Annotated in this window: 26 protein-coding genes and 1 riboswitch; of the genes, 12 read left to right on the top strand and 14 right to left on the bottom strand. The window is 72.4% G+C overall.

Going from position 1 to position 26,255, the window contains the following annotated elements; all coding sequences use genetic code 11:
* Positions 1-28 precede the first annotated feature (28 nt).
* Positions 29-120: riboswitch (TPP riboswitch) on the top strand.
* The 4 genes from thiM (at position 109) to ACQSSQ_RS19940 (ending at position 3,093) form a co-directional block, all read left to right on the top strand.
* A complete protein-coding gene (thiM, locus tag ACQSSQ_RS19955; RefSeq protein WP_431328876.1) occupies positions 109-900 on the top strand; it encodes a hydroxyethylthiazole kinase in 792 nt (263 codons plus the stop codon). Its footprint overlaps the riboswitch before it by 12 nt.
* The gene (thiE, locus tag ACQSSQ_RS19950; RefSeq protein ID WP_431328875.1) at positions 900-1,568 is read left to right on the top strand and encodes a thiamine phosphate synthase; all 669 of its coding nucleotides are present in this window, start codon (positions 900-902) and stop codon (positions 1,566-1,568) included. Before thiM ends, thiE begins: the two co-directional genes overlap by 1 nt.
* Positions 1,565-2,368, top strand: a complete 804-nt coding sequence (gene thiD, locus ACQSSQ_RS19945) for a bifunctional hydroxymethylpyrimidine kinase/phosphomethylpyrimidine kinase (RefSeq protein ID WP_431328874.1) — start codon at positions 1,565-1,567, stop codon at positions 2,366-2,368. The genes thiE and thiD overlap by 4 nt, the downstream gene beginning before the upstream one ends.
* 5 nt (positions 2,369-2,373) lie before the next feature.
* On the top strand, positions 2,374-3,093 hold the full coding sequence (locus ACQSSQ_RS19940; RefSeq protein WP_431328873.1) for a TenA family protein: 720 nt from the start codon (positions 2,374-2,376) through the stop codon (positions 3,091-3,093).
* On the opposite strand, the gene yczR is transcribed toward ACQSSQ_RS19940, so the two are convergent.
* Positions 3,090-4,529, bottom strand: a complete 1,440-nt coding sequence (gene yczR, locus ACQSSQ_RS19935; protein ID WP_431328872.1) for a MocR-like transcription factor YczR — start codon at positions 4,527-4,529, stop codon at positions 3,090-3,092. The genes ACQSSQ_RS19940 and yczR overlap by 4 nt on opposite strands.
* 62 nt (positions 4,530-4,591) lie before the next feature.
* On the opposite strand from yczR, the gene yczE reads away from it, so the two are divergent.
* Positions 4,592-5,287, top strand: coding sequence for a membrane protein YczE (gene yczE / locus ACQSSQ_RS19930; RefSeq protein ID WP_431328871.1), 696 nt, complete (start codon positions 4,592-4,594; stop codon positions 5,285-5,287).
* A gap of 40 nt (positions 5,288-5,327) precedes the next feature.
* Here the strand turns inward: yczE and ACQSSQ_RS19925 are convergent, their stop codons facing one another.
* A complete protein-coding gene (locus tag ACQSSQ_RS19925; RefSeq protein ID WP_431328870.1) occupies positions 5,328-5,891 on the bottom strand; it encodes an O-methyltransferase in 564 nt (187 codons plus the stop codon).
* A 301-nt stretch (positions 5,892-6,192) separates the two neighbouring features.
* Here ACQSSQ_RS19925 and ACQSSQ_RS19920 point away from each other — a divergent pair, with 301 nt between their 5' ends.
* The 3 genes from ACQSSQ_RS19920 (at position 6,193) to ACQSSQ_RS19910 (ending at position 8,636) form a co-directional block, all read left to right on the top strand.
* Positions 6,193-6,330 carry a hypothetical protein gene (locus ACQSSQ_RS19920; protein WP_431328869.1) on the top strand — a complete coding sequence of 46 codons (138 nt, stop codon included), beginning with the start codon at positions 6,193-6,195 and terminating at the stop codon, positions 6,328-6,330.
* 91 nt (positions 6,331-6,421) lie between these two features.
* Positions 6,422-7,486 (top strand): 3-isopropylmalate dehydrogenase, encoded by a 1,065-nt coding sequence (locus ACQSSQ_RS19915; protein ID WP_431328868.1) that lies wholly within the window; start codon positions 6,422-6,424, stop codon positions 7,484-7,486.
* Positions 7,487-7,535: 49 nt separating this feature from the next.
* Positions 7,536-8,636: a branched-chain amino acid aminotransferase gene (locus ACQSSQ_RS19910; protein WP_431328867.1), complete on the top strand. Its 1,101-nt coding sequence runs from the start codon at positions 7,536-7,538 to the stop codon at positions 8,634-8,636.
* A 21-nt stretch (positions 8,637-8,657) separates the two neighbouring features.
* Here the strand turns inward: ACQSSQ_RS19910 and ACQSSQ_RS19905 are convergent, their stop codons facing one another.
* Positions 8,658-9,668, bottom strand: a complete 1,011-nt coding sequence (locus ACQSSQ_RS19905; RefSeq protein WP_431328866.1) for an MDR family NADP-dependent oxidoreductase — start codon at positions 9,666-9,668, stop codon at positions 8,658-8,660.
* 110 nt (positions 9,669-9,778) lie between these two features.
* Between ACQSSQ_RS19905 and ACQSSQ_RS19900 the strand changes: the two genes are divergently transcribed.
* Together ACQSSQ_RS19900 and ACQSSQ_RS19895 are read left to right on the top strand one after the other, a co-directional pair.
* Complete coding sequence (locus ACQSSQ_RS19900) at positions 9,779-10,732, top strand: VOC family protein (RefSeq protein WP_431328865.1); 954 nt, start codon at positions 9,779-9,781, stop codon at positions 10,730-10,732.
* Positions 10,729-12,165 (top strand): FAD-dependent oxidoreductase, encoded by a 1,437-nt coding sequence (locus ACQSSQ_RS19895; protein ID WP_431328864.1) that lies wholly within the window; start codon positions 10,729-10,731, stop codon positions 12,163-12,165. The genes ACQSSQ_RS19900 and ACQSSQ_RS19895 overlap by 4 nt, the downstream gene beginning before the upstream one ends.
* On the opposite strand, the gene ACQSSQ_RS19890 is transcribed toward ACQSSQ_RS19895, so the two are convergent.
* Positions 12,155-12,850, bottom strand: coding sequence for a hypothetical protein (locus ACQSSQ_RS19890; RefSeq protein ID WP_431328863.1), 696 nt, complete (start codon positions 12,848-12,850; stop codon positions 12,155-12,157). The genes ACQSSQ_RS19895 and ACQSSQ_RS19890 overlap by 11 nt on opposite strands.
* Entirely contained in the window at positions 12,847-13,905 is a 1,059-nt protein-coding gene (locus ACQSSQ_RS19885; protein WP_431328862.1) for an NADP-dependent oxidoreductase, read from the bottom strand. Before ACQSSQ_RS19885 ends, ACQSSQ_RS19890 begins: the two co-directional genes overlap by 4 nt.
* Positions 13,906-14,068: 163 nt before the next feature.
* Here ACQSSQ_RS19885 and cimA point away from each other — a divergent pair, with 163 nt between their 5' ends.
* Positions 14,069-15,661 (top strand): citramalate synthase, encoded by a 1,593-nt coding sequence (gene cimA, locus ACQSSQ_RS19880; protein ID WP_431328861.1) that lies wholly within the window; start codon positions 14,069-14,071, stop codon positions 15,659-15,661.
* Positions 15,662-15,688: 27 nt separating this feature from the next.
* Here the strand turns inward: cimA and ACQSSQ_RS19875 are convergent, their stop codons facing one another.
* From ACQSSQ_RS19875 to ACQSSQ_RS19835, 9 genes are all read right to left on the bottom strand, one after another.
* On the bottom strand, positions 15,689-18,445 hold the full coding sequence (locus ACQSSQ_RS19875; RefSeq protein ID WP_431328860.1) for an alpha-L-fucosidase: 2,757 nt from the start codon (positions 18,443-18,445) through the stop codon (positions 15,689-15,691).
* A 227-nt stretch (positions 18,446-18,672) separates the two neighbouring features.
* The gene (locus ACQSSQ_RS19870) at positions 18,673-19,968 is read right to left on the bottom strand and encodes a C39 family peptidase (protein WP_431328859.1); all 1,296 of its coding nucleotides are present in this window, start codon (positions 19,966-19,968) and stop codon (positions 18,673-18,675) included.
* Between the two features lie 150 nt (positions 19,969-20,118).
* Complete coding sequence (locus tag ACQSSQ_RS19865; protein WP_431328858.1) at positions 20,119-21,327, bottom strand: ROK family protein; 1,209 nt, start codon at positions 21,325-21,327, stop codon at positions 20,119-20,121.
* Between the two features lie 337 nt (positions 21,328-21,664).
* Positions 21,665-22,531 (bottom strand): 3-methyladenine DNA glycosylase, encoded by an 867-nt coding sequence (locus tag ACQSSQ_RS19860; protein WP_431328857.1) that lies wholly within the window; start codon positions 22,529-22,531, stop codon positions 21,665-21,667.
* Positions 22,522-22,914 (bottom strand): Fur family transcriptional regulator, encoded by a 393-nt coding sequence (locus ACQSSQ_RS19855; RefSeq protein ID WP_431328856.1) that lies wholly within the window; start codon positions 22,912-22,914, stop codon positions 22,522-22,524. The genes ACQSSQ_RS19860 and ACQSSQ_RS19855 overlap by 10 nt, the downstream gene beginning before the upstream one ends.
* Positions 22,911-23,765: a metal ABC transporter permease gene (locus tag ACQSSQ_RS19850; RefSeq protein ID WP_431328855.1), complete on the bottom strand. Its 855-nt coding sequence runs from the start codon at positions 23,763-23,765 to the stop codon at positions 22,911-22,913. Before ACQSSQ_RS19850 ends, ACQSSQ_RS19855 begins: the two co-directional genes overlap by 4 nt.
* Positions 23,762-24,571 (bottom strand): metal ABC transporter ATP-binding protein, encoded by an 810-nt coding sequence (locus ACQSSQ_RS19845; RefSeq protein WP_431328854.1) that lies wholly within the window; start codon positions 24,569-24,571, stop codon positions 23,762-23,764. The genes ACQSSQ_RS19850 and ACQSSQ_RS19845 overlap by 4 nt, the downstream gene beginning before the upstream one ends.
* On the bottom strand, positions 24,568-25,554 hold the full coding sequence (locus ACQSSQ_RS19840) for a metal ABC transporter substrate-binding protein (RefSeq protein ID WP_431328853.1): 987 nt from the start codon (positions 25,552-25,554) through the stop codon (positions 24,568-24,570). The genes ACQSSQ_RS19845 and ACQSSQ_RS19840 overlap by 4 nt, the downstream gene beginning before the upstream one ends.
* A 57-nt stretch (positions 25,555-25,611) precedes the next feature.
* Positions 25,612-25,893, bottom strand: coding sequence for a DUF6703 family protein (locus tag ACQSSQ_RS19835; RefSeq protein ID WP_431328852.1), 282 nt, complete (start codon positions 25,891-25,893; stop codon positions 25,612-25,614).
* 27 nt (positions 25,894-25,920) lie between these two features.
* On the opposite strand from ACQSSQ_RS19835, the gene ACQSSQ_RS19830 reads away from it, so the two are divergent.
* Entirely contained in the window at positions 25,921-26,253 is a 333-nt protein-coding gene (locus ACQSSQ_RS19830; protein ID WP_431328851.1) for an antibiotic biosynthesis monooxygenase family protein, read from the top strand.
* The last annotated feature ends 2 nt before the right edge of the window (positions 26,254-26,255 follow it).

The following is a 26,255-nucleotide window of genomic DNA, read 5'->3' as shown; positions in this document are numbered from 1 at the left end:
CGGCGGCACTCTGTTATCGTCACCAGCAGTTGAGAGGCCGGGGTGCCCACGAGGCTGAGAACACACCCGCCGAACCTGATCCGGGTCATACCGGCGAGAGGGAGCCTGATGCTCGAACCACGCACTGCTGTCCACGTCCACGACCAGCTCAGGGCGTCCGGCCCGCTGGTCCAGGTGATCACGAACTACGTGTCGATGGACATCGCCGCCAACCTGCTGAACGCCGCGGGTGCGTCGCCCGCGATGGTGCACGACGCTCGCGAGGCGGGGGAGTTCGCCGGCATCGCGCAGGCGGTCGTCGCGAACATCGGCACCTTGTCCCCGCCGTGGGTGGAGGGGATGCTGGCGGCCGTCGACGTCGCCGCGGCCTCCGGAAAGCCGTGGATCCTCGACCCGGTCGCGGTCGGCGCCACCTCGTACCGGCGCGACACGGTCGCGACGCTGATCGAGCGGCGGCCGACGGTCATCCGCGGGAACGCCAGCGAGATCCTCGCGATCGCGACGGCCACCGGCGCCGGTCGCGGCGTCGACGCCGACGCCGACACCGCCGAGGTGCGGACCGACGCCGAGGCGTTGGCCTCCAAGCTCGAGACCGTCGTCGCCATGACGGGGGCCGTGGACGTCGTCACCGACGGCACCCGCACCGCGGAGATCCGCGGCGGCGACGCCCGCGCTCCGATGATCACGGCGCTGGGCTGCTCGGCGAGCGCCCTGGTCGCCGCCGCCTGCGCCGTCCACGACGACGCGTTCGAGGCGTCCGCGAGCGCCCTGGCGATCCTCACCGCGGCGGTCGAGCAGGCGGCCCCGCTCGCCGAGGGTCCCGGGTCGCTGCGCTGGCGCCTCCTGGACGCCCTCTCGACGCTGTCCTCGGACGCCGTCGCCGCCGTCGTCTCCCGCTGATGTCCGGACGCCCGAGCGACCTGCGTCTCTACCTCGTCACGGGTGACGTGCCGAGGGAGGCCGACCTGGTCGACGTGGTGGCGGACGCGGTCGCCGGCGGCGTCACGACGGTCCAGCTGCGCGACAAGACGGCTTCGCGTGACGGTCTCGTCCGAATGGGGTCGCGTATCGTCGAGCGGATCGGCGGGACCGGCGCGACGTTCCTCGTCAACGACGACCTCGAGGTGGCGCGGGCGCTCCCCGGTGCGGGGCTCCACGTCGGGCCCGACGACCTCCATCCGGCCGACGTGCGCGCGGTGCTCGGCGACGACGTGGCGGTCGGCTGGTCGCTGCACGACCTGGCGCAGCTCGACGACGCGGCGGCGCTGGCGGCGTGCAGCTATCTCGCGGTCAGCCCGGTGTGGCCCACGCCGACGAAGACCGACACCACGGCGCCGTGGGGCCTGGACGGCGTACGCCGCCTGCGCGACGCGATCCCGGCCACCCTGCCGCTGGTCGCGATCGGTGGCATCAACGCGGACAACGCGGCGTCCGTCGTCGCCGCCGGAGCGGACGGGGTGTGCGTCGTGTCGGCGATCTGCTCGGCACCCGATCCGGGGGCCGCGGCGCGGAGGCTGCGTGCCCAGGTCGACACCGCACTCGCGGCCCGGACAGGAGGTTCCTCGTGAACAGCCTTCCCGTCATGCTCTCGATCGCGGGGTCCGACCCGTCGGGGGGAGCGGGCATCCAGGCCGACCTCAAGACGGCGGGCGCGCTCGGCGTGTACGGCGCTGCCGCGCTCACCGCCCTGACCGTCCAGAACACGCGTGGCGTCACCGGCATCCACGCCGTCCCGCCGTCGTTCGTGGCCGACCAGGTGCGCGCCGTGCTCGACGACCTCGACGTGGGCGCGATCAAGATCGGCATGCTCGGCACCGCCGACGTCGTGGGCGCCATCGCCGAGGTGCTCGCGCGGCACGACGTGCCGGTGGTCCTCGACCCGGTGATGGTGGCGACGTCGGGCGACCGGCTCGTGCCGGAGGACACGGTGGACGCGATCCGTACGACGCTGCTGCCGCTGGCGACCGTCATCACGCCCAACGTGCCCGAGGCAGCCGTGCTCGGCCGGGCGGAGCCGGCGAAGGACGCGGAGGCGCTGGAGGACGTCGCTCTCGGTCTGCGCGAGGTGGGCGCTGCCGCGGTGCTGGTGAAGGGCGGCCACCTCGGCGGTCCGGAGAGCGTCGACGTCCTGGCCGACGACGACGGTGTGCGCGTGTTCGCGGCGCCTCGGATCGACACCCCGAACACGCACGGCACCGGCTGCACGCTCTCGTCGGCGATCGCCTCGGGCATCGCGCTCGGGATGCCCCTGCGCGACGCGGTGGCGATGGCCAAGGACTTCCTCACCGGTGCGCTGCGCAGCGGCGCCGACCGTTCGGTGGGGCACGGGCACGGCCCGGTCGATCACCTGTGGAGGCAGCGAGGATGAGCACGGTGCGGACGAACGACGTGAGGACGACGGGCAGGAGCGCCTTCTCGGAGGCGGCGTGGGAGCACGTCGCGGACTGGTACGACGCGATCCTCGCGCACCCCTTCGTCGCCGGTCTCGCCGACGGCTCGTTGCCGCAGGGGGTCTTCGCTCGGTATCTGCTCGACGACGCGCACTACCTGTCGCGCTACGCGAGCACGCTGGCGATGCTGTCGGCCCGCGCGGGCGACCCGGCGCTGGCCGCGGAGCTGGCCGGGGCGGCTGCGGAGGCCGTGCAGGCCGAGCGGCTGCTGCACCAGGGATTCCTCGCGCCGCTCGGCATCGACCCGGACGCCCCTGACGCGCCGGAGCCCACGCCGACCTGCCGGGCGTACGCGGGGAGCCTGCTGGCCGACGCCGCGTACGCGCCGGTCGAGGTCGGGGTCGCCGGCGTGCTGCCGTGCTTCCGCGTCTATCTCGAGGTCGGCAAGGCGGTGGCGCTGCGGGCCGACGATGCCGCGCACCCGTACCGCGCCTGGATCGACACCTACTCCGACCCGGCCTTCGACGCCGCGGTCACGCGGATGGAGGAGTGGACCGACCGCCTCGCGGAGGGCGTCACCGACGCACGTCGCGGAGACATGCTCGCGGCGTACGAGCGGGCGACGCGGTTCGAGTGGATGTTCTGGGACGCGTCGTGGCGTGGCGAGACCTGGCCGGAGGTCTCGGGGTCCGGCCCGCGCTAGGCCGTGAGCGCGGGACGCCGGCGCGACGTCGACGGCGCGGCGCGGCCCGCGAGCACCGTCTCCCACGCGAGGGCGAGCCGGTCGACGGCGTCGGCGAGGTGCTCGGCGCTGCGGGCGTACGGCAGGCGCAGCGAGGTCTCGCCGCCCCCGTCGGGGAAGAACCGCGGACCCGCGGTGAGGAGGAGGTCGTGCGACTCCGCGGCGACCGCGAGCCGGCTCGACGCCCGCGCGGGCAGCCGGATCCACAGCGACAGCCCGCCGACGGGGGAGTTGAGGCTCCAGTCGGGGAGTCGCTCGCGCAGCGCCGCCACGAGCTCCTCACGGCGGTCGCGCAGGCGTGCACGGCGCCCGTCGAGCACCTCCTCGCGCACCCGCAGCAGCTCGGCGACGGCGAGCTGCTCGAGGACCGGCGTGCCGATGTCGAACGTCTCCCGGGCGGCGACGAGGCGCGGGACGACCGCGTGCGGGGCGCGGATCCAGCCGATCCGCAGGCCGCCCCAGAACGTCTTGCTGGCCGATCCCAGCGTGACCGCGCCCGGGTGGTGCGCCGCCAGCGGGACCGGCATCGCGCGCTCGTCGACGTCGAGCGCGAGCTCGGCCATCGTCTCGTCGACGATCGGCGTCGTGGTCGACCGGCGCAGGATCGACGCGACGTCCTGGCGGGTGACGTCGTCCATCAGCGTGCCGGTCGGGTTGTGGAAGTCGGGGATCAGGTACGCCCACGCGATCGGCGCCGCCCGCACGGAGGCGGCGAGCGCGTCGAGATCGAGCCGGCGTCCGTCGTGCGGGACACCGAGGACCCGCAGGCCGTTGCGGCGCAGCGCGTCGATAGCGTTCGGGTAGGTGGGGCTCTCGACCGCGACCCGGTCTCCGCGCGCTGCGAGCGTCCGCGCCACGAGGGTGAGTGCGGACTGCGCGCCGGACGTCACGATGATCTGGTCAGGGTCGGTCGGGAGCCCGCGCTCGACGTAGCGCTGCGCGACCAGCTCGCGCAGCACGGGCACGCCCGCCGTCTCGTACCCGGTCTCGGTGAGGTGCTCCGGCAGCTGCTCGAGCGCGCGCCCGTACGCGAGACCCACGCCCGGGGCCGCGTGCCCGGCGGCGATCGTCCAGCCGACCATCGTGGAGCCCGGCTGCGGCATGTACGGCGGGCGGCTGCCGCGGGGGAGCGCGACGACGCTGCCCGAGCCGCGGCGGGAGACGAGCAGCCCGGCCTCGCGCAGCGTCGCGTACGCCCGGGTGACGGTCGTGCGGCTGACCGGCAGCGCGGACGTCAGCTCCCGCTCGCTGGGGAGGCGGGTGCCGGCGGAGATCCGTCCGTCCAGGATCAGCAGCCTGACGAGGTCGGCGAGCTCGCGGTAGCCCGGCGGGTCCTCGGGGGCGATCTCGAGCAGCGCGCGGAGGCGTTCGGCCGAGAGGACGGACGTGGGAGCCATGTAGACCACTCTTTCACGATTGGCTATCGAAAGGTAGGCCAATCGTGCGGAGGATAGAGGCTATGGCCCGTCCCGCGTACACCCCGGTGTCCCTCTCGCCCCTCGCCCAGCTCCGGACCGGACGCCTCGTACGCCGCCTCCCGCAGCTCGTCTTCGGGCTCATGCTCTACGGCTGGTCGATGGCGCTCATGATCGAGGCGGGGCTCGGGCTCGACCCCTGGGACGTCTTCCACGAGGGCCTGACCGGCTACCTGCCGCTCACCTTCGGGCAGATCACGATGCTGGTCGGTGCCCTGGTCCTGCTGCTGTGGATCCCGCTGAAGCAGTGGCCGGGGATCGGGACCCTGCTCAACGTGGTGCTCATCGGCATCGCCGTCGACCAGGGGCTCGCCCTGCTCGAGCAGCCTGACTCGCTGGTCCTGCGCGCCGTCATGCTCGTGGCCGGCGTCGTGCTCAACGGCCTTGCCGGTGCCCTCTACATCGGGGCCCACCTCGGTCCTGGGCCGCGCGACGGGCTGTTCCTCGGGCTCGTGCGCCGCACCGGCTACAGCGTCCGCCTGATGCGGACCTCGGTCGAGATCACCGTCCTGGCCCTCGGCTGGCTGCTCGGCGGTACGGTCGGCGTCGGCACCGTCCTGTACGCGCTGGCGATCGGACCGCTCGTCCAGGCGTTCCTGCCGCTGGTCCAGGTCCGCGTGAGCGAGCCCGAGGCCGCTGCACCGTTGGTGCCTGAGTCGTCACCGTCCGGCGCTGAGTGACGACTGGCGCACCAGCACGGGGCCGCGCGCGGGTCGGACGTCAGACGCGGGTCGCGAGGATCACCGACGCGTCGGGCGAGACCATCACCTCGACGGCGACGAACCGCTCGTCGGTGAGCCACTGCTCGCGGACGACGTCGACCCGGCCCTCGTAGATCGGCGGCCAGGACTGGGACGGCGTGAAGTCGTCGAGGACGGCGATGCCGCCGGGCTCCATGAGGTCGGCGACCAGGTCGACCGACCGCTTCACGTCGCGGACGTCGACGAACAGCAGGGAGAACGGGGCGTGCTGCTCGAGCGCGCTCCAGTCGCCGGAGGTCACCTCGATCGACGGGGTGTCGGAAAACAGGTCCTGGACCGCCTCGGCGAGGTTGGGGTCCAGCTCGGCGCTCACGATCCGAGCGTCCTTGGCGACCCCGCTGGACAGCCACGCGGAGCCGACCCCGCACCCCGTGCCGAGCTCGGCGAGCGTGCCCTTGCGGGACGCGGCGAGCGCGGCGAGCAGGCGTCCGGTCTCGTTGCGGGTCGCCGTGATGAAGCCCCTGCGACGGGAGAGGTCCAGGGCGCGCGCGACGAGAGGAGGAACTTCGGTGGGGGCGCTCACACGACGAGTCTTCCACATGTCAGAGCCCGGACACGAGTCTCACTCAGCGAGATCGTTTGGCCGATCCGCTGACAGGTCGCCGGGGCGCCACGTACGGTCGGACCATCATGCGGAAGCAGGTCGTAATCCTCGGCTGCCGCGGCGAGGCCTCCTAGGCCGACACCTCGCCGCGGAGCTTGGCGTTGGCCGACGACCCGCAGCGAGGATCCCGCACCGCACACGCTCCTCCCGTTCCGGGGAATCGGTTCTCAGCGCCATCGGCCGCAGGGACCGGATCCATCACACCGAACAGGAGAGACCGATGTACGAGATGCAGTACTCCGAGTGGGGCCCGAGCCGCCACTGGTCCGAGCAGAGCCGTGACGAGGGTCCGCGCAACCCTGTCCAGACCGCGCTGGACCTGCGCGACAACGGCGGTCCGAGGCCGGACGACAACTAGGCCGGGCGCCTGACCCGCTCATGGCAGCGGGTGACCACCATCCGAGACGCCGGTATCAGATGCTGGGACCGGCACGAGTAGAGTGCACACCATGACACAGAGCTTCTCCCTGGCCGTGATCCCCGGAGACGGGATCGGCCCCGAGGTCGTCGCCGAGGCGACCCGCGTCCTCGACGAGGTCGCGCGCGCCCACGGCATCACGTTCGCCCAGACGCCGTACGTCCTGGGCGCCGAGCACTACCTCGAGACCGGAGAGGTCCTCCCCGACGCGACGCTGGCCGAGATCCGCGGCCACGACGCGATCCTTCTCGGAGCGATCGGCGGCAAGCCGGGCGATCCCCGCATCCCCGCCGGACTCCTGGAGCGCAACCTGCTCCTGCGTCTGCGCTTCGAGCTCGACCACTACGTGAACCTGCGTCCCACGAAGACGTACTCACAGGTGGACTCCCCGCTCCGCGACCCCGGCGACGTGGACTTCGTCGTCGTGCGCGAGGGCACCGAGGGCCCGTACGTCGGCAACGGCGGCCGACTTCGCGGCGGCACCCCTCAGGAGGTTGCGACCGAGGTCAGCCTCAACACCGCGTTCGGTGTGGAGCGCGTCGTGCGCGACGCCTTCGCCCGAGCCCAGGCCCGGCGCAAGAAGCTCACGCTCGTGCACAAGACCAACGTGCTCGTCCACGCGGGCGGCCTGTGGTCGCGCATCGTGGACGCGGTCGCCCCTGACTTCCCCGACGTGACCGTCGACTACCTCCACGTCGACGCGGCCACGATCTTCCTCGTCACCGACCCGGCCCGGTTCGACGTCATCGTGACCGACAACCTCTTCGGCGACATCATCACCGACCTCGCGGGAGCCATCTCCGGGGGCATCGGCCTCGCCGCGAGCGGCAACATCAACCCCGACCGTACGGCGCCGAGCATGTTCGAGCCGGTGCACGGCTCCGCCCCCGACATCGCAGGGCAGGGCATCGCCGACCCGACGGCCGCGATCGGCTCCGTCGCGCTCCTTCTCGACCACCTCGGTCTGCCCGAGGCCGCGGCGCAGGTCGACCGCGCGGTCGCCGCCGACATCAGCACCCGCACGGGCAGGCGCACCACCAAGGAGGTGGGGGAGGCCATCGCGGCGCGCGTGGCCGGTGACGTATCCGAGAAGTGATCCAGACCACTTCTCGTCACCGTCCGAAAGGTCAGATACCGTGCCAACCATGACCACCTCCGCCGACGCCACGTTCTCGTACGCGCTGGAGCCCTCGCCGACGCCCGTGCCTGAGCAGCGCCGTGCCGAGATCCTCGCCAACCCGGGATTCGGGCTGCACTTCACCGACCACATGTTCACCGCCGAGTGGACGCCCGAGACCGGCTGGGCCGACCCGACGATCAAGCCGTACGGTCCGCTCCAGCTCGACCCGGCGACGGCCGTCCTGCACTACGCCCAGGAGATCTTCGAGGGTCTCAAGGCGTACGCGCACGCCGACGGCACCGTCTGGACGTTCCGTCCCGACGAGAACGCCCGCCGGTTCCAGCGCTCGGCACACCGCCTCGCGCTCCCTGAGCTCCCGGTCGACTGGTTCGTCGGCTCGATCGACGCGCTGGTCGAGACCGACCGCTCGTGGGTGCCGACCGGCGGGGAGGCCAGCCTCTACCTCCGCCCGTTCATGTTCGCCTCCGAGGTCTTCCTCGGCGTGCGGCCGAGCAAGCACGTCACCTACTGCGTGATCGCCTCGCCCGCCGGCGCCTACTTCTCGGGCGGGGTCAAGCCGGTCAACATCTGGCTCACCCGCGAGTACGGCCGCGCCGGCGCGGGCGGCACGGGTGCGGCCAAGTGCGGCGGCAACTACGCGTCGAGCCTCCTCCCGCAGCAGATCGCCGCCGAGCACGGGTGCGAGCAGGTCGTGTTCCTCGACTCCGAGGAGCACACCTACATCGAGGAGCTCGGCGGGATGAACCTCTACTTCGTCCACGACGACGGCACGATCGTGACGCCGGCGAGCGACTCGATCCTCGAGGGCATCACGCGCGACGCGATCGGCACCATCGCCGCTGACCTCGGCCACACGGTCGAGCAGCGCCGCTTCAGCATCGACGAGTGGATCGACGGCGTCCGGAGCGGGCGCGTCACCGAGGTGTTCGCCTGTGGCACCGCGGCGGTCGTCACGCCGGTGGGCGCGCTGCGCTGGGACGGCGGCGAGGTCGTCAGCAGCGAGGGCGAGGGCGGCAAGGTCACGATGGCCATCCGCGAGGCGCTCATCGACCTGCAGTACGGCCGCGCCGAGGACACCCACGGCTGGATGCACCGCATCGCCTGAGGCGCCGGTCGTCGTCGCCGGTCAGCACCCGACGGCGACGACGACCTTGCCGCGGTTGCGCCCGGCCATGAGCCGGGCGAACGCCTCGGGGGCGGCCGCGAGTCCCTCGTGGCGCTCCTCGTGCAGCACGAGCGTGCCGTCGGCGAGCAGCGCGGCGACCTCGTCGTGCTGCGCGTCGGCGAGGTCGTCGTGGTCGTACACGACCATCCCGTGCACCGTCGCGCGTGCCATCATGACCGCGCCCGCGGGGAGCATCGTCGGCGGCCCGCCGTTGTACTGGTCCATCAGCCCGCACAGCGACACCCGGGCCCTCGGTGCGAGCAGTCGGACGGCCGCGTGGAGGGTCGGCATGTCGCCCATGTGCAGGTAGCCGTCGATCCCGTCGGGGCACGCCGTCGCCAGCGCCTCCTCCCAGCCGTCCCGCCCTCGTACGACGGCCTCCGCGTAGCCGAGCCGCGCGGTCGCGTCCTCGGCCTTCGCGTCGTCGCCGACCAGCGCGACCGTCCTCGCCCCGCGGCGGCGCAGGAGCGCGCCGGCGACGGAGCCCACCCCACCGGTCGCCGCGCCGACGACCACGGTCTCGCCCGGGCGGGGCGCGAGGTGGCGCACGACGGCGGCGTACGCGGTGAGCCCGGGCATCCCGAGCGCTCCCAGTGCGGCGGACGGGGGGACACCGTCGGGGACCCGGACCGGGGTGGCGGTCTTCGCCGCGACGACGGCCTCGGCGCGCCAGCCGGTCTCGGCGAGCACCAGCGTCCCGACGGCGACGTCGGCGGCGCGGGACGCGACGACGCGGCCGACGGAGCGTCCGGGGACCACGTCGCCGAGCGCGACCGGAGCGTCGCCGAGGTGGCGTCCCGCCAGGGTCGAGCGCAGGTAGGGGTCCAGCGAGAGGTCGAGGACCGCGAGGTGGACCTCGCCGTCGGCGAGTGAGGGAAGCTCGGTGTCCGCGAGGACGAGGTCGTCCGGGGCGGGCAGTCCGCGCGGGCGACGACGGAGCACGACGGCGGGGACGCGGCGGGGTGCGGTCATGGGGAGGGTCTCTTTCGCGTCGAGTGAGAGTACGGCAATAATGGAACACCATTCCGTCAGGTGTGACGAGGGGTCGAGATCCCCAGCGCGCCGCGTCACAGAGGAGCGTCGTGCTCGCACCTGGCTCCCGCCTCTACGGACCCCTCGTCTCGGCTCGCGAGCTCGACGAGCAGCGCGACCTGTTCGTCGCGGCGCTCGGGATGGAGGTGCGCGGCGAGACGGTGCTCGACCGGCGCGGTGCCGAGGCCCTGCTCGGGCCCGGCGCCGGCGAGACGACGCTCCTCGCACTGCAGACGCCGGGAGTCCCTGCGGGCGCCGTCGTGTGCCGCCATGCCGCGCCGTCGGACGAGACCGTCCGAGATCCAGGCGCTCCGCTGGACCGCGACGCCTTCAAGGTCGTCGACTTCCACGCGCCGGACCTCGCCGCCGCTGCCGAGGGCGCCGCGGCGGCCGGGTTCGCGGTGTCCACACCCGACGGGGAGTACGACATGGCCGGGATCGGGCTCCGCGAGGCGCACGTCCGCGGTGCCGACGCCCTCACGGTCGCGCTGCTCGGCGGGGCGCCCGGGGCCCTCGACCCGTACGTCCGGGTGACCGACCGCGCCGTCAGCGAGGTGCTCGGCATCACCGCGCCGGTGACCGACGTGGACGCCGCCGAGCGGTTCTACGCCGACGTCCTCGGGTGGAAGGTCGTGCACGAGTACGCGGTCGACGGTGCCTCCGTCGCGAGCCTCGTGGGGGCCGGGACCCGGGTGCGGATGGAGGGGCGCTGCATCGGGACGGCGGCCGACGAGCCGTACGTGGGCCTGGTGACCTACACGGTCGAGCACGGCAGGACGGCCGGGACGTCGCTGCGCGGGCGGGCCGTCGCTCCGCGTCGCGGCCTGGTCGGGGCGGTCGTGGTCACCGACGACCTGGACGGGGTACGCGCACGCGCCGGGGCCGCGGCGGGCGAGCCGGTGGCGATGGCCCTGGCGCCGTTCGGGGTGACCCGGGCCGCGGTCGTACGCCCGCCGTACGAGGTGCCGCACCTGGTGGTCGAGGCGGGGGAGATGCCGGCATGAGCGAGGCGTACGACGTCGTCGTGGTCGGGGCGGGGACCGCCGGGATCCCGTGCGCGGTGAGTGCCGCCGACGCCGGGGCGCGGGTGCTCCTCGTCGAGAAGGACACGCGCATCGGTGGCAGCCTCCACGTCAGCGGGGGCCACCTCGCGGCGGCCGGCACCCGGCGGCAGCGTGAACGCGGGATCGAGGACACGCCCGAGGCCCACCTCGAGGACATCCGCCGGATCAGCCGGGGGACCGCGCGTGAGGACCTCGCGCGAGTCCTCGTGCGCGAGGCGGCGGCGACGGTCGACTGGCTCGACGAGCGCGGCTTCTCCTTCGCGCCGGAGACGCCGCGGATCGTGTACGGCCACGAGCCGTACACGACGCCGCGCACCTACTACGGCACCGACGAGGCGATGTCGGTGCTCGACGTGCTGCGGCCGGTGCTGGGGCGGGCCTGCGCGGACCGCGACCTGACGCTGTGGACGAACGCGGCGGTGACGGAGCTGTGCACGGACGACTCCGGTGCCGTCGTCGGGGTCGAGGTCTACCGCGACGGTCGCGAGGTCGTGGTGTCGGCCGGAGCGGTGGTGCTGGCCACCGGCGGGTACGGCGCCGACCCCGACCTCTTCGCCGAGCTCGAGGGGGCGCCGCTGGTCTCGGCGACCGCCCGCACCGCCACCGGCGACGGCCTCCACCTCGGCATGGCGGTCGGGGCCCGGCTGCAGGGCCAGGGCACCTCGCTGCCGACGTTCGGAGGGCTGCCCGACCCACGCACGCCGGGGCGCGCCAACTGGTCGGACCGGCAGCGCCTCACCAGCGAGCGCCCGCCGTGGGAGATCTACGTGAGCAAGGAGGGGAGCCGCTGGGTCGCGGAGGACGAGGAGTCCATCGACCTCAAGGAGCGTGCGCTCGCCGGCGTCCCCGACCGCACGTTCTGGACGGTCTTCGACGACGCGGCGCTCGACGCGGCCTCGGGAGGCGACCGGCAGCTGATCGTCGGCAAGGAGCCCGGGGAGGTGCGCGCGATGATGAACCAGCGACCGGGACTGCACGCGGCGGACACGCTCCAGGAGCTCGCGGACCTCGCCGGCATCGACGCCGAAGGGCTGCGCGTGACGGTCGCGGCGTACAACCGGGCCGTCGAGGCGGGCCGCGATCCGGAGCACGGGCGGCGCTTCCTCCCGGCGCCGATCGCCCGAGCGCCGTTCTACGCCGTGCGCAACCACGCGATCACGCTCGTCACGTTCCAAGGGCTCGACGTCGACGCGTCGTTCGCGGTTCGGGACGGGTCCGGGACGGCGATCGACGGCCTGTACGCCGTGGGCGAGGTCATCGGCGCCGGCGCCACCTGCGGCAACAGCTTCTGCTCGGGCATGCTCGTGACCCCGGCGCTCACTTTCGGCCGGCTGCTCGGAACGGACCTGGGCCGGGCAGCGGTCAGGCGCTGAACAGGGCGGTCGCCGGATCGTCGTGCAGGGTCACCGTGAGGTGGTCCTCGTCGGCGTCGTAGGCGAGCGTCACGTCGACGCTGCGGGTCAGCGTCGGGTCGTCCCCGCCCGCCCCGGCGTCGCCGTAGCCACGGGCGACGTCGCGCAGCGTGATCGTGGCCGGCCCGACGGGGTCGTTCTCGGGCCACTCCTCGACGACCCGCTGCGCCACCCCGGTGAGCACCGCGTCGTACATCGGCAGCGCGCCGCCGTCGACGTCGGGCACCCGGATCTCCGGCAGCCCGAAGCGCGCCAGCCCGTGAGTGGTGGTCGTCGTCTCGTCCGGGTGCTCGAGCACGAACCACTGGCTCACGCACAGCAGGTCGGGGTGGGGAGCGTCGGGTCCCAGGAGGCGCGGCACCGCGGTGTCGACCACGACACCCACGTGCTCGGCCGCGAGCGCGCGGGCAGCCGCCTGCGTGCGTCGCTCGGTCTCCAGCGCGTCGGCCACGTCGGACTCCGCGGTGACGGCGGTCGCGTAGGTCAGCGACTCGGCGAAGCGGACCGCCTTGGGACTGGAGCCGCGGGCGAGCAGCAGGCTCGGGGGTGGCAGCGGGGGAGACGGGAGGTCGGACTCGAGCGGCTCGTCGGTCAGCACGACGTACAGCGCCGCGACCGTGCCCGGGACCGGGACGGGGCGCCTCACGGCTTGGTCGGGTCCGCGCCGACCTGGACGACGAGCTTGCCGAAGTTGGCCCCCTGGAGCATGCCGAGGAACGCCTCCGGGGCATTCTCGAGGCCCTGGACGACATCCTCCTTGTAGCGGACTGTGCCCGCGGAGAGCCACTCGCCCATGTCCTGCTGGAACTGGCGGTAGTGCGCCTTGACGAACTCCCGCTGGATGAAGCCGCGCACCGTGAGGCTGCGGACGAGGATGCGGTTCATCAGCGCAGGGGCGAGGTTGGGACCCTCGGGGAGGCCGGTGGCGTTGTACTGCGAGACGAGCCCGCACACCGGGATGCGCCCGAACTCGTTCATCCGCGGCAGCACCGCCTCGAAGACCTTGCCGCCGACGTTCTCGAAGTAGACGTCGATGCCCTCGGGCGTCGCCTCGGCGAGCTCGTCGACGAAGTCGGGGGAGCGGTGGTCGAGCGCGACCTCGAAGCCGAGCTCGTCCTTGACGTACGCGACCTTCTCCGGCCCGCCGGCGATGCCGACCGCCCGCGCGCCCTTGATCTGCGCGATCTGGCCCACCGCGGAGCCGACCGGACCGGCGGCCGCGGCGACGACCACCGTCTCGGTCGGCTGCGGGTCGCCGATCACGAGGAGACCGGCGTACGCGGTGAAGCCCGGCATCCCGAGCACGCCGAGCGCGGTCGAGATCGGGCCGCGGGCGGGGTCGATGCGGCGTACGGCCTTGTCCGACGCGACGGCGTACTGCTGCCAGCCGGTGTGGGCGAGGACGATGTCGCCGACCTCGTGCATGTCGGACCTGGACGCGACCACCTGGCAGACCGTGCCGCCCTCCATCACGCCGCCGACCGGGACCGGCACGGCGTACGACTCGGCGTCGGACATCCGGCCGCGCATGTAGGGGTCGAGGGAGAGGTAGATCGTGCGCAGGAGGACCTGGTCCGGGCCTGGTTCCTCCACCGGCTCCACGTCGAGCGCGAAGTTGGCGACGGTCGGCTCGCCCTGCGGACGGCTGGCGAGACGGACGGTCAGGTTGGTGAGGGACTCTGGGGCGGCGTTGGAAGTCATGGTGCGGTCAGTCTAGAGTGACCCCATGCACAGCTTCACGGCCGTGATTATCGTCCAGCGCGTCTGACCCGCGATCCGGGTCCGACGCGCAGCCTCTCGTACTCCGAGGGGCTTTTTTTATTGGCGAGCACCGCTCGTCGACCGTCAGCGAGGAAAGACCATCATGACGCCCGAGCCCGACCCCACGTTCCACGTCTACGACACGACGCTGCGCGACGGTGCGCAGCAGGAGGGCCTCAACCTCTCCGTCGCCGACAAGCTGGTGATCTCGCGTCACCTCGACGACCTGGGCGTCGGCTACATCGAGGGCGGCTGGCCAGGCTCCAACCCGAAGGACACCGAGTTCTTCGCCCGCGCCCGCACCGAGCTGAGCCTGCGGCACGCCACGCTCGCGGCGTTCGGCGCGACCCGTCGCGCCGGCTCGACCGCTGCCGACGACCCCCTCGTGGGCGCCCTGCGCGACTCCGGCGCGTCCGTCGTCACGCTCGTCGCCAAGAGCCACGACCGGCACGTCGAGCTCGCCCTGCGGACCACGCTGAAGGAGAACCTCGCGATGGTCCGCGACACCGTGACGCACCTGCGGGCCGAGGGCCAGCGCGTCTTCCTCGACTGCGAGCACTTCTTCGACGGCTACCGGGCCAACCAGGCGTACGCGGTCGAGGTGGTCCGGACCGCCGCCGAGGCCGGCGCAGAGGTTGTGGTGCTGTGCGACACCAACGGCGGCATGCTCCCGCACTGGCTCGGCGAGATCGTCGCCGAGGTCGCCGAGGCGACAGGGGCGCGGCTCGGCATCCACGCGCACAACGACACCGGCTGCGCGGTCGCGAACTCGGTGGCGGCCGTCCAGGCCGGGGCGACGCACCTCCAGGGATGCATCAACGGGTACGGCGAGCGCACCGGCAACGCCGACCTGATCACGTCGGTCGCCAACCTCGAGCTCAAGCTCGGCATGAAGGTGATGCCCGCAGGCTCGCTGCGGGAGGCGACGAGGATCGCGCACGCGATCGCCGAGGTGACGAACTACCCGCCGGGCGCGCGGCAGCCGTACACGGGCGTCTCCGCCTTCGCTCACAAGGCCGGGCTGCACGCGAGCGCGATCCGCGTCGACCCGGACCTCTACCAGCACATCGATCCCGAGCTCGTGGGCAACGACATGCGGCTGCTCGTGTCGGAGATGGCGGGACGGGCGACGATCGAGCTCAAGGGCAAGGAGCTCGGGTTCGACCTCACCGACGACCCGGCCACCCTCGCCCGCGTCACCGACGTCGTGAAGGAGCGCGAGCAGGCGGGCTACACGTTCGAGGCCGCCGACGCGTCGTTCGAGCTGCTCCTCGCCGAGCTGGTCGAGGGCGAGCGGCCGTCGTACTTCGACGTCGAGTCGTGGCGCGTCATCACCGAGTCGCACCACGCGGCCGGCGAGGAGGCGCCGTCGGAGGCGACGGTGAAGCTCAGCGCCGGAGGCAGCCGCTACGTCGTGACGGGGGAGGGCAACGGTCCCGTCTCGGCGCTCGACCACGCGCTGCGCAAGGCGATCGAGCAGGCGTTCCCGGACGTGTCCGCCTTCGGGCTCAACGACTACCGGGTGCGGATCCTCGACGAGTCGGGCGGCACCGACGCGGGGATCAGGGTCCTCATCGGCACCAGCGACGGCAAGGACACCTGGACCACGGTCGGCGTCGGCCACAACATCGTCGAGGCCTCGTGGGAGGCGCTGCTCGACGCGTTCACGTACGGGCTGCGGCACCACCGGGGCTGACGCCCCGATGGTGCTCGCAGGTGTCCGTCAACCGGCCTCGTTGACGATCGTGAAGTAGCTCGTCGACTGGCTGGTCGTGGCCGCGTTCGGACCCAGCACGTGCCGCCCTGCGGGGAGGGTCGCCTTGAGCAGCACCATCGCGCTGCCGGACGGCTCGCTCGTGACGACCCGTTCGTCGGTCCGTACGAAGCCGACGCGGTCGAGCCACTGCGGCCACCAGTCGCCGTTCTCCGGAGCCCCGCGCTCGTCGAAGGCGACGTAGACCTCCGCGTCACGGGCGAGGTCGACGACCAGGTAGTCGGTCATGGTGTCGTTCGCCCACCGCTCGAGTCCGCTGCCGAAGTCGTCCTCGAGGAGCACCGCCCCCGCCGGGTCGGCGACGCGGACGTCGTCGAACTCGCCGACCTCGTTCGACGCCTCGCGGAATCCCACGCCACCGGTGGCGAAGGTGCTGTCCGTCCGCTCGTCGACGAGCGTGCCGTCGAGGAACGTGCGCAGGGTCGATCCGCGCGCCTCGATGCGGAGCCGGTACTCCTTCCCCGCCTCGACGCTGACCGGGATGGTGGTCGCGAGCCGCCGGAACGTCCCGTTCTCGAGCACGTGCGGAGTCAGGCCGCTGCCGGGGTAGAGCTGCCACATGTAGCCGTTGGACCGGTCCGGGCTGCGGAACATGACGCCCGCGCCGCGCGTGTGCGGTCGGACCGTCACCTCGACGTCGTAGTCCGACCAGCCCGCGCCGTCGCGCGCGAGGGTGACGTTGCCGCCGGTGACCCTCGCCCGTCCGTCCACGACGCTCATCGGACCCTCCTGGCGCTGCTTGTCGTCGTTCGCGCCGGGGACGAGCAGCTGGCCGTCGAGGTGTTCGGGCAGCTGCTCGATCCGCCAGGTCCGGTCGACGTACGGCGAGGCGCCCACCTCGGCGACCTCGAGCGCGTTCAGCTTCTCCGGGGAGACGACCTTCACGAGGTCGCTGAGCAGGATGCTGTCCGAGGCCTGGTACGTCGTCGGTCCCAGGCGGACCTCGGCCGTCACGCTGTAGCGGCGCGGAGGAGCGTCGGCTGGTGCGCCGACCGAGAACGCCAGGGTCGTCGAGGCACCGGGCTCCAGCTCAGGGACGACCGCGCTCGTCGGCGTCGCACTCCAGCCGTCGGGGACGTCGAGGGTCACCCGCCCCTCGGTCGACCGCTTCGGACCCGGGTTCGTCACGGTGACCGTGGCGGGGACGGGCTCTCCTGCGGCGGGCGGCTGCGCCGGGACGTCGAGCGAGGCGTGCACGACCTGGTGCGCGCCGCGGGTGGGGATCTTGAACGTGTACGCGTGCCGGCTGGACGTGGACGCGGTGCCGGTGCGTGGAAGGTCCACGGTCAGCACGCCGTTCTCGCGCTTCCACGGCAACGGCTTCCCGTCGCCGCCGAGCAACGTGATGTCGGTCGTGCTCCTCAGGGGGAGGGTCCCGTCGAGGCGCAGCTGCTCACCGGGCCACGCGAGCGCGGTCGCGTAGACGGCGTCGTCCTTGACCGTGTAGCGCACGGGCACGTTGCTCCGCGGGTCGGCGGCGGTCTTCCAGTAGGTGCTGCCGTAGATCGCCTCGCCGTTGACCTTCAGCCAGTCGCCCAGGGCGCGCACGCGGTCCGCCTGGATCTCGGGGATCGAGCCGTCGCCGCGCGGTCCGATGTTGAGCAGCAGGTTGCCGCCCTTGCTCACCGTGTCCACGAAGCTGTGGATCAGCTCCTCGTCGCTGAGGTAGTCCTCGACGTCCTCCTCCGCGTTGTAGCCGAAGGAGTGGCCGATCCCGCGCGTCGCCTCCCACATGTCCGTCTCGATGTCGGGCTGGTTGCGGTACTCCGGCGTCGTGAAGTCGTGGACCGACGGCCCGCAGCGGTCGTTGACGGCCACCTCCTTCGGCCGCTTCCGGTCCTGCGCCTGGATGTAGTAGCGAGCCATGACCTCCAGGCTGTTGTTCGGCACGTGCTCCCCGATGTCGCACCACAGCAGGTCCGGGTCGAACTCGTCGACGAGCTCCAGCATCTGCGGGTACTGGTGGTCCATGACGTCGTCGGCGACCGGTTCGTAGCCGGTGTAGGGGATCGGCGCACCCGTGTACGGGTTCTTCGGCCCCTCGGTGAGGCTGTGCTCCGGCGGGTCCCAGCCGCCGGCGGGGTTGTACCACTCGGCGAGGGAGTAGTAGAGCCCCTTCTTGAGCGGGTAGTCCTCGGCGGCGTCGAAGAGCTCGCGCACGAAGTCGCGCTTCGGGCCGTGGGCGACCGTGTCGCGGTCGGACGTCTTCGTGTCCCAGAGTGCCCAGCCGTCGTGGTGCTTGGAGACCATCACGAAGTACTTGGCGCCACCGTCCACGAAGAGGTCGAGCCATGCCTTCGGGTCGAACGCGCTCGGCTTCCACTCCTCGACGAACCGGTCGTACGGGAAGTCCTCGCCGTACGTCTCGGCGTGGTGCTTCGACGTCGGGCTGCCCGGGTGGTTCATCTCGTACCAGTACCACTCGGCGTACTTGTCGGAGCCTTGTCGCGCGCCGCCTCCGTCGGGCGGGGCGAAGGCGGGGACCGAGTACGGGCCCCAGTGGACGAAGAAGCCGAGCTTCGCGTCCTTGAACCACTCCGGTGCCTGGTGCTGTCCCAGGGACTCCTCGTCCGGTGTGTACGGCGTGGGCGGTGGTGCCGCGGGAGCGGATGCGGTCGCGGGAGCAGACGGGGTGACGAGGGCCGTACCGGCAGCGACCAGGAGGCCGGCGAGCACGGCAGCGAGCGTGCGGGAGCGAGAGCGCATGACAGTGGGACCTTCCCCGGAGAGCGTGAGCCGATGAAGACATCGGATGTCATCGTGCGGGTGAAACGTCCCAAGCAACGTAACGACGGGATTTGTGACGGTCAACACGCTGACCGGATCCGGTCATTCATCGGGTGTTTGAGCGGTTCCGGCAACAAAAGAACTCGACATCGCAGCTGCCGGAGCAGCTGCGATGCCGAGTCCTTGGTCGGCTCTCCGTCAGCGCGTCACCAGTTGGTGGCGCCTCCCGGCAGCTTCTTGCCCGGCGGGCGGTAGAGGTACGAGACGCCGCCCGTCGAGTCCTGCCACACCTTCTCGAAGTTCTCGCGGGTGTAGACGTTGCGGACCGCCTCGTTGCTGCTCGACGCAGGATCGTTGAGGATCGGGTCCCCGTCGGCGGTGAAGCCGATGATGACCATGAGGTGCCCGTTGGTGTCGTACCCGGCCTCCGGCATCTCCTCGAGGTCCCACGACAGCGAGGTGATCACCGGGATGCCGGCCGCGACCAGCCGCTCCGCCTCGGCGAGCGAACGCAGTCGCGTCACGAACGTGTCGAGACCGAACGTGTGCGCGTACGCCGCGTTGAAGGGCCAGTTGCCGGCGCCCTCGTAGGTGTAGTCCCACGTCTTGATCGCCGCGTAGTCGACCTGCGGGTCGCCGTTCGGCGCGACGATGTCGGCGAGCTCGCTCGCGGGCACCTCGTACTTCTTGCCCCAGTAGTACTGGACCATCGTCGTGGACGTGGGGGAGCACCAGACCTGTCCGCCGCCGCCGAACTCCGGGTACTCGCCCTTGTGGATGTTCTGCGAGAACCGGGGGACCGGCAGCTCGACGTGGCGGCCGAGCGTGAACTCGCTCGTGACGCCGTCGTCGCCGGAGAGCAGCTCGTTGGTCATCGTCGTCACGCCGTCCAGGCGCGGGCTCTTGCTGCTGCCCTCGGGGCGCAGCAGCGTCACGCGGGTCTGGTACGCCACGGGCTCGTGGCCGGTCCGGGCCGAGAAGGTGTCGGTCCAGATGTTGGCGTTGGCGTCGCCCTGGCCGTCGAGCGAGGTCCGGTGGATGTCGCCCGCGGCGAAGTCGTCGCCGGAGGCCCAGCGGCCCATGACGTACCACTTCGTCCAGGTGCCGTCGGCGAGCTTGCCGCGGAACGTGGTCTCGACGAACGTGCCGGTCGGTGTCTGCGCGTTCCACGAGGTGATCGACTCGTCGATCGCGTAGCCCGGGGTCACGACCGGCGAGGTCCACCGGCCGTACACGTACGTCGTGGCGGTGCCGTCCCCGAACGGGTCGGTGTAGGTGGTGGTGCGGCGAGAGGCGGGGCTGATGGCCAGGCTCCCGCCGACCGACGGGACGACCCCCTCCCACGTGCCGCGCAGGAAGTCGGAGATCCCGTCCCAGTGCTTCACGCTGATCTTGGGAGACGGGATCGTGGGCTCCGCCGTGGCGCTCGCGGTGGAGACCGGAGCGGTGACGGCGGCGATGGTGGCAAGGCTTGCGATACCTATCGAGATCTGACGGAACATGTTGCTCCTTGGGCTCGTGAGTGCGGCGATCCTCTCGCACGAGCAGCATGACAGGGAACCACCTGTCTCGCCCTTCGGAAGAAGGGCAGGCCGAGGAGGAGCAGTTTCTCCCAGATGCGAAACGTATCCGTTACGGAACGTGCCGGCGCGTCACGCCGGCTGGAGCCGGGCCGCAGGCGTGCTCGTGCGCGAGACCGCCGCGCCGTTCGGGCGCGGGCGACGCGTGTTGCGCGAGCGCTGGACGAGCCGCTCGTGCCGGTCGAGGGCCGCGACCGGGTCGCGGTAGACGGGCCCGAGCGCGATCGCTCCCGCGGCGGCGGCCTGCACCTCCGCCCCGAAGCGCGACAACGTGATCGGGACCGGGCCGAGGCTGGTCGTCCGGCGGAACGCCTCCAGCACCACCGACGCGGCCGGGGGGTAGGCGGTGAAGGCCTGCCCGGCGAGCACGACGCGGTGCGGGTCGAGCAGGTCGCGGATGATCGCGACGGCTCGGCCGAGGTGGTCGGCGCGCGTCATGAGCAGGTCGTGCGCGGTCGGGTCGCCGGCGAGCGCGGCGGCGTGCACCAGCTCCACGTCGGGGCGGGACACGATCCCTGCCGCGTGCGCGGCCGGGCCGATCGCGGCGACGGTGGCTCCGAGGCATCCGCGGGAGCCGCACGAGCAGGGGGCGTCCGAGGTGGTGGGGAGGTGGGTCACGCTGCCGGTGCGGCGGCCGCCCGAGGGGACCACACCGTCGTGGACGGACGCGACGCCGACGGTCTCGCGGGCGTAGACGTACGCGGTCGTGCCCTGGGCGTGGTCCGGGGAAGACAGGAGGTCGGCGGCGGCGACGGCGGCGACGTGGTCGGCCGTCGCGGTCGGCAGCGTGGTGACGTCGCGCAGCGTACGACCGGCGACCACGGGCGAGCGGTCCAGCGCCTCCCACGGCGCGACGACCGCTGCGGTCACCAGCACCCGGTCCCCGATCCCGGCCTGCAGCCCGACCAGTCTCCGTGCGGCGGCGGTGACGAGGTCGCGGTCGCTGCCGCGGGTCGGCAGGTGCGCGATGCCGAGGACCCGGCCGCGCAGGTCGGTGAGGGCGACCGTGGTCACGAGGCGGCCGATGTGGACGGCGCCCGCGGACAGCCTGCGGTCGTCGACCTCCACGGGGATGCTCGGTCGTCCCACGTGCCCGCTGCGCGTGCAGTCGGGGCGCTCCCGCAGAAGTCCACAGCGCGCCAGGGCGGTCACCTGGCGTCCGACCGTGGCGGCGCTCAGGCCGGTGGCCTCCGCGATCTGGTCGCGGAAGGCGACCCCGTGGTGGAGCACGGTACGGAGCACGAGCCCGGCGGTCGAGCTGTCCTGCAGGAAGGTGTTCACGAGCCCTCGATTCGTCGCGGCGCCTCAGCCTGGGTATTAAGTGAATAAAGTTAGGCGACTAGAGCGACCTTAGCGTGACTCGAGGGGCAGGTGCTGCATTCTCAGTCGGCGAGAACCGCCGGTGTCGTTTGCACTCACGCTGACCGCAACCCTTCGCCGGGCGGCGGTGGGCGGTCACGGTAGAGGTGTACCCGACTCGCTCTCAGCCGGTCACGCACTGCTGACAGCGCTCAGACGCGCGGGTGGAGGGCAGACGGCGGTCCTCCACCCGCGCTGGACCCGTGCGCCGTGGTCGTCGTAGCCCGCCCTGGGCTGTCGCGAGGGGCCGCGACACCGGTCAGGCGCAGGCCAGGACCCGGTCGTAGTCGGCGACCAGACGCTCCCGCAGCCCGGCCGCCCGCTCCGCGTGCTCCCGCTGGAGCCGGACGTACTCGGCCTTGCCCGCCGGCGTCTCGATCCGCACCGGCTCGTAGCCGAGGGCAGCGAGGTCGTACGGCGCCGCGCGCATGTCGAGCTCGCGGACGTCGCGCGCGAGGGCGAAGCAGTCCAGCAGCAGGTCGGAGTCGCCGTACGGGACGAGCTTCATCGCCCACTTGTAGAGGTCCATGCCGGCGTGGAGGCACCCCGGCTGCTCGAGCGCGCGCTGCGTCTCCCGGCTCGGCGCGAGCGCGTTGCGGGGCGCGGCCTCGGGGGTGAAGAACCGGTACGCGTCGACGTGCGTGCACCGCAGCTGGTGGGCCTCGACGACGGCGTCGGTCCCGGCCGGGCCGAGGCGCAGCGGCCACGACGCGTGCCGTACCTCCTGCGGGCTCTGCCGGTAGACCATCGCCCACTCGTGCAGGCCGAAGCAGTCGGTCCGGGCCGAGCGTGACGCGGTGAGCGCCAGCAGGTCGCGGATCCAGGAGAACCCGTCCCGGCGTCCGGCGATCCGCTCGAGGTCCGCGCCGACCCCGCCGGCGTAGCGGCGGTACGACCCGAGCGCCTCGTACTCCGACGCGTCACCGCCGAGCAGCACCCCGACGCCGGGGTGCCAGCGGGTCAGGCGGGCGGGGGAGTAGCCGTAGTACTCGAAGAGGAAGTCGTCGACCGGATGCTTCGCGCCGTGCTGGCGACGCTCACGGCGGCCCGCGACGTACGGCTCGGCGCGCTCGCGGTGACGCTGCGCGCGCTCGCGCCAGTCAGTCTCGTCGAGCGTCAGCGGCACCGGTCGCAGGTCCCGAAGATCTCGAGGGTGTGGGACATCTGCCGGAACCCGTTCTCCGAGCCGACCTGCTCCACCCAGCGCTCGAGCGCCGGGCCCTGCACCTCGACGGTGCGGCCGCACTCGCGGCACACCAGGTGGTGGTGATGGTGGTCGGTGACGCAGCGGCGGTACAGGACCTCGCCGTCGTCGCTGCGGAGCTGGTCGACCTCCTCGGCGTCGGCAAGCGCCTGCAGGTTGCGGTAGACGGTGGAGAGGCCCACCGACTCGCCCCGGTCGCGCAGCGCGTCGTGGATCTCGCGGGCGCTCGCGAAGCCGTCGAGGTCCTCCATGACGGCGGCGACGGCTCGGCGCTGGCGGGTCGTGCGCAGGGGCGCCTCGGTCATGCGGCCTCCTCCACGGGATCGGGTACGACGCTGGTGCGCCGTCGGAACGAGCGTACGGAGTGCCCGACGACCGCGATCACCAGGAACACCGCGAGCGCGACGATCACGATCGTCGGACCCGGCTGCGTGTCGATCTCGTAGCTCCCGAGCACGCCCGCGACGGCGGAGAACGTGCCGATGACCATCGCCATCACGAAGGTCCCGCGGAAGCTGCGGCTCAGCTGCTGCGCGGCGGCGACCGGCACCACCATCAGGGCCGAGACGAGGAGGAGGCCGACCGTGCGCATGGACACCGTGACCGTCACCGCGGCGAGGACCGCGATCAGCATCGCGTACGCCTGCACCGGCACGCCGGAGACGCGGGCGTGCTCCTCGTCCTGGCAGACGGCGAACAGCTGTGGGGAGAGGCCGACCGCCAGCAGGAGGACGACGGCACCGAGGATGCCGACGATGAGCAGGTCGTTGGCGTCGATGGTGGTGATCGACCCGAACAGGTAGCTGTTGAGCGTGGCTGCCGACCCGCCCGCGAGGTTCGTCAGCATGACCCCGCCGGCGATGCCGCCGTAGAAGAGCAGCGCGAGCGCGACGTCGCCGCTCGTCCGGCCGTACGTGCGCAGCAGCTCGATCGCGACCGCGCCCAGGACGCTGACGATCACCGCCGTGACGAGCGGCTGGGTGTTGGTGAGCAGGCCGGCCGCGACGCCGGTGAGCGCGATGTGCCCGATGCCGTCGCCGAGGAGCGCGAGGCGGCGCTGCACGAGGTACGTCCCGATGGCCGGCGCGGTCAGCCCGGTGATGAGCGCGGCGAGCAGGGCCCGCTGCATGAAGTCGTAGGACAGGATGTCGTTCACGCGGGCCACGCTCCGGACTCGTCGATCCCCACCCGCTGCTGCGGCACGACGAGGTGCGGGTGGTGCTGGTTGTGCGGCTCGGACGCCGCGGCGAGGTCGCCGCCGGAGCACGGGCCGTCGTACGCGACGCGGCCGGCGCGCAGGACGACGGCGCGGTCGATCATCGGCTCGAACGGGCCGAGCTCGTGGGCGACCATGAAGATCGCGCGTCCCTCCGCGAGCAGCCGGCCGAACAGCTCGGCGAGCGCGAGCTGGCTGCGGGCGTCGACCCCGGCGGTCGGCTCGTCCATGACCAGCAGGTCGGGGCGCGAGGCGAGGCCCCGCGCGATCATGACGCGCTGCTGCTGGCCGCCCGACAGCTCGGCCGCGGGTGCGTCGGCGTAGTCCTCCAGGTCGACCAGCGCGATCGCCTCGGCGACGCTGCGCCGGTCCGCGCGCGAGGACAGGCCGGCGAACGGGCGGCGGGACAGCCGGCCGCTCATCACGACCTCGCGCACCGTCGACGGCACGCCGGCGGCCGCGGTCGAGCGCTGCGGGACGTAGCCGATCCGCTGCCGGTCGCGGAAGCGTCGCAGCGGCGTGCCGAACAGCCGGACCTCGCCCGCCGCGATCGGGATCACGCCCATCGCCGCCCGCATCAGCGTCGTCTTGCCCGACCCGTTGCTGCCGAGCAGCACGACGAACTCCGACGGGTGCACGGCGAGGGAGACCCCGCGGACGACCTCCCGCCCGCCGAGCGCGACGTGGACGTCGTCGACGAGGAGCGGGTCGGTCGTACGGGGGGCGGTGCCGTGTCGAGCGGTCATGAGCAGCGGTTCGCCTTCTGGAGGGCGGCGAGGTTCTCCCGCATGAGCGTCAGGTAGGTCTCGTCGCTGTCGTCGTCGGTGAGGCCCTCGATCGGGGACAGCACGGCGGTCGTGACCCCGGCCTCGCGGGCGATCGTGTCCGCGGTGCGCGGGCTGGTGAGCTCCTCGGTGAAGACCGTGGTGATGTTCTCGGTCTCCACGAGGTCCACGATGCGCGCGAGCTGCTGGGTGGAGGGCTCGGTGTTGGGCTCGATCCCGGCGATCGGGATCTGCGTGAGGTCGTAGGCGTCGGCGAGGTAGCCGAACGCGGCGTGGCTGGTCACGAAGCTGCGGGTCTCGCACTGCGCGAGGCCGGTACGGAACGCCTCGTCGAGGTCGGTCAGCTCCGCGTCCAGGGCGGCGGCGTTCTTGCGGTAGGCGTCGGCGTTGTCCGGGTCGATCTCGGCGAGCCGGTCCGCGACGGCGCCGGAGATCTCGACCATGCGCTTCGGGTCCAGCCACACGTGCGGGTCCTCGCCGCCGTGGTCGTGGCCCTCTTCAGCGTGGCCGTCCTCCTCCGCGTGCGCGTCCGCGTCCTCCTCGTGCTCGGTGTGGCCGTCGTCGGTGGCGTCGAGGAGGTCGACCACGTCGGCGACGTCGAGCGTGGCCTCGTCGGAGAGGTCGCTCTGGTCCACGGCCTCGTCGACCTGCGGCTGGAACCCGTGCAGGAAGACGACGAGGTCGGCGTCGGTCACGGCGCCGAGCTGCTTGGCCGTGAGCTCCACGTCGTGGGGCTCGACGCCGGGCTGCGTCAGGTTGTCCACGTCCACCATGGTGCCCCCGATCTGCTCGACGACGTACGCGAAGGGGTACGCACCGGCGACCACCGTGATCCCGTCAGAGCCCGCTCCCGACCCGTCCGAGCCGCAGGCGGCGAGGCCGAGGGCCAGCGGCGCGAGGGCGAGAGCGGACAGGGGTCGGCGGAGCGAGGGGGTACGAGGCATGACTGCAGCGTATTGCGTTTGAGAATCATTCTCAAATCACTTTCTCGTGGCAGTGCGTCAGCCGAGCACCGCGGTGAGGAAGCGCCCGACCGCCACGGCGACGAGGATGCCGACCATGAGGACGCGGAGCCGTGCGAGCCCGGAGGTCGAGTCCGGGGAGCGATAGGCCAGCCAGGCCACGAAGACGATGAGGACCAGCAGCGCCGGGATGCCGATCCACGGGTCCGCCGCCAGGCCCACCACCAGCAGCACCGCCGCGACGATCGGGACGGCGATCCGCGCGCCGCGGGAGTCCACCATGCGCTCGTACAGGTCGCTCATGCCGTCATCCTGCCGCACGCCGCCGCCGGTGGATACGCTGCGCGCGTGCTGGTCATCACGAGGTTCCGCGTCCCGTCCGCGCGTGCCGACGCCTTCGCCGCCGAGCTGCGCGCCGTCGCCGACGCCCTCGGCGCGCGACCGGGCTTCGGCGACGGCTTCGTCGGGCGCAACCTGGACGACCCCACGCTGTGGACCCTCACCACACGGTGGGAGAGCGTCGGCGCGTACCGACGAGCCCTCTCGTCGTACGACGTGAAGGTCGCCTCCGCCGGGCCGTACGCGTTCGCGCTGGGGGAGCCGTCGGCCTACACCGATGCGTACGAGGACGTCGTCGCCGACGCGGTGCAGGACGACGCGCCGCGCGACGGGAATACGTGAGC

It is taken from the genome of Mumia spirodelae (genome assembly GCF_050632745.1).
In the GTDB taxonomy this organism is placed as follows: domain Bacteria; phylum Actinomycetota; class Actinomycetes; order Propionibacteriales; family Nocardioidaceae; genus Mumia.
Note: the sequence above shows the minus strand (reverse complement) of the source record. Positions and strands in the feature narration are given on the sequence as shown.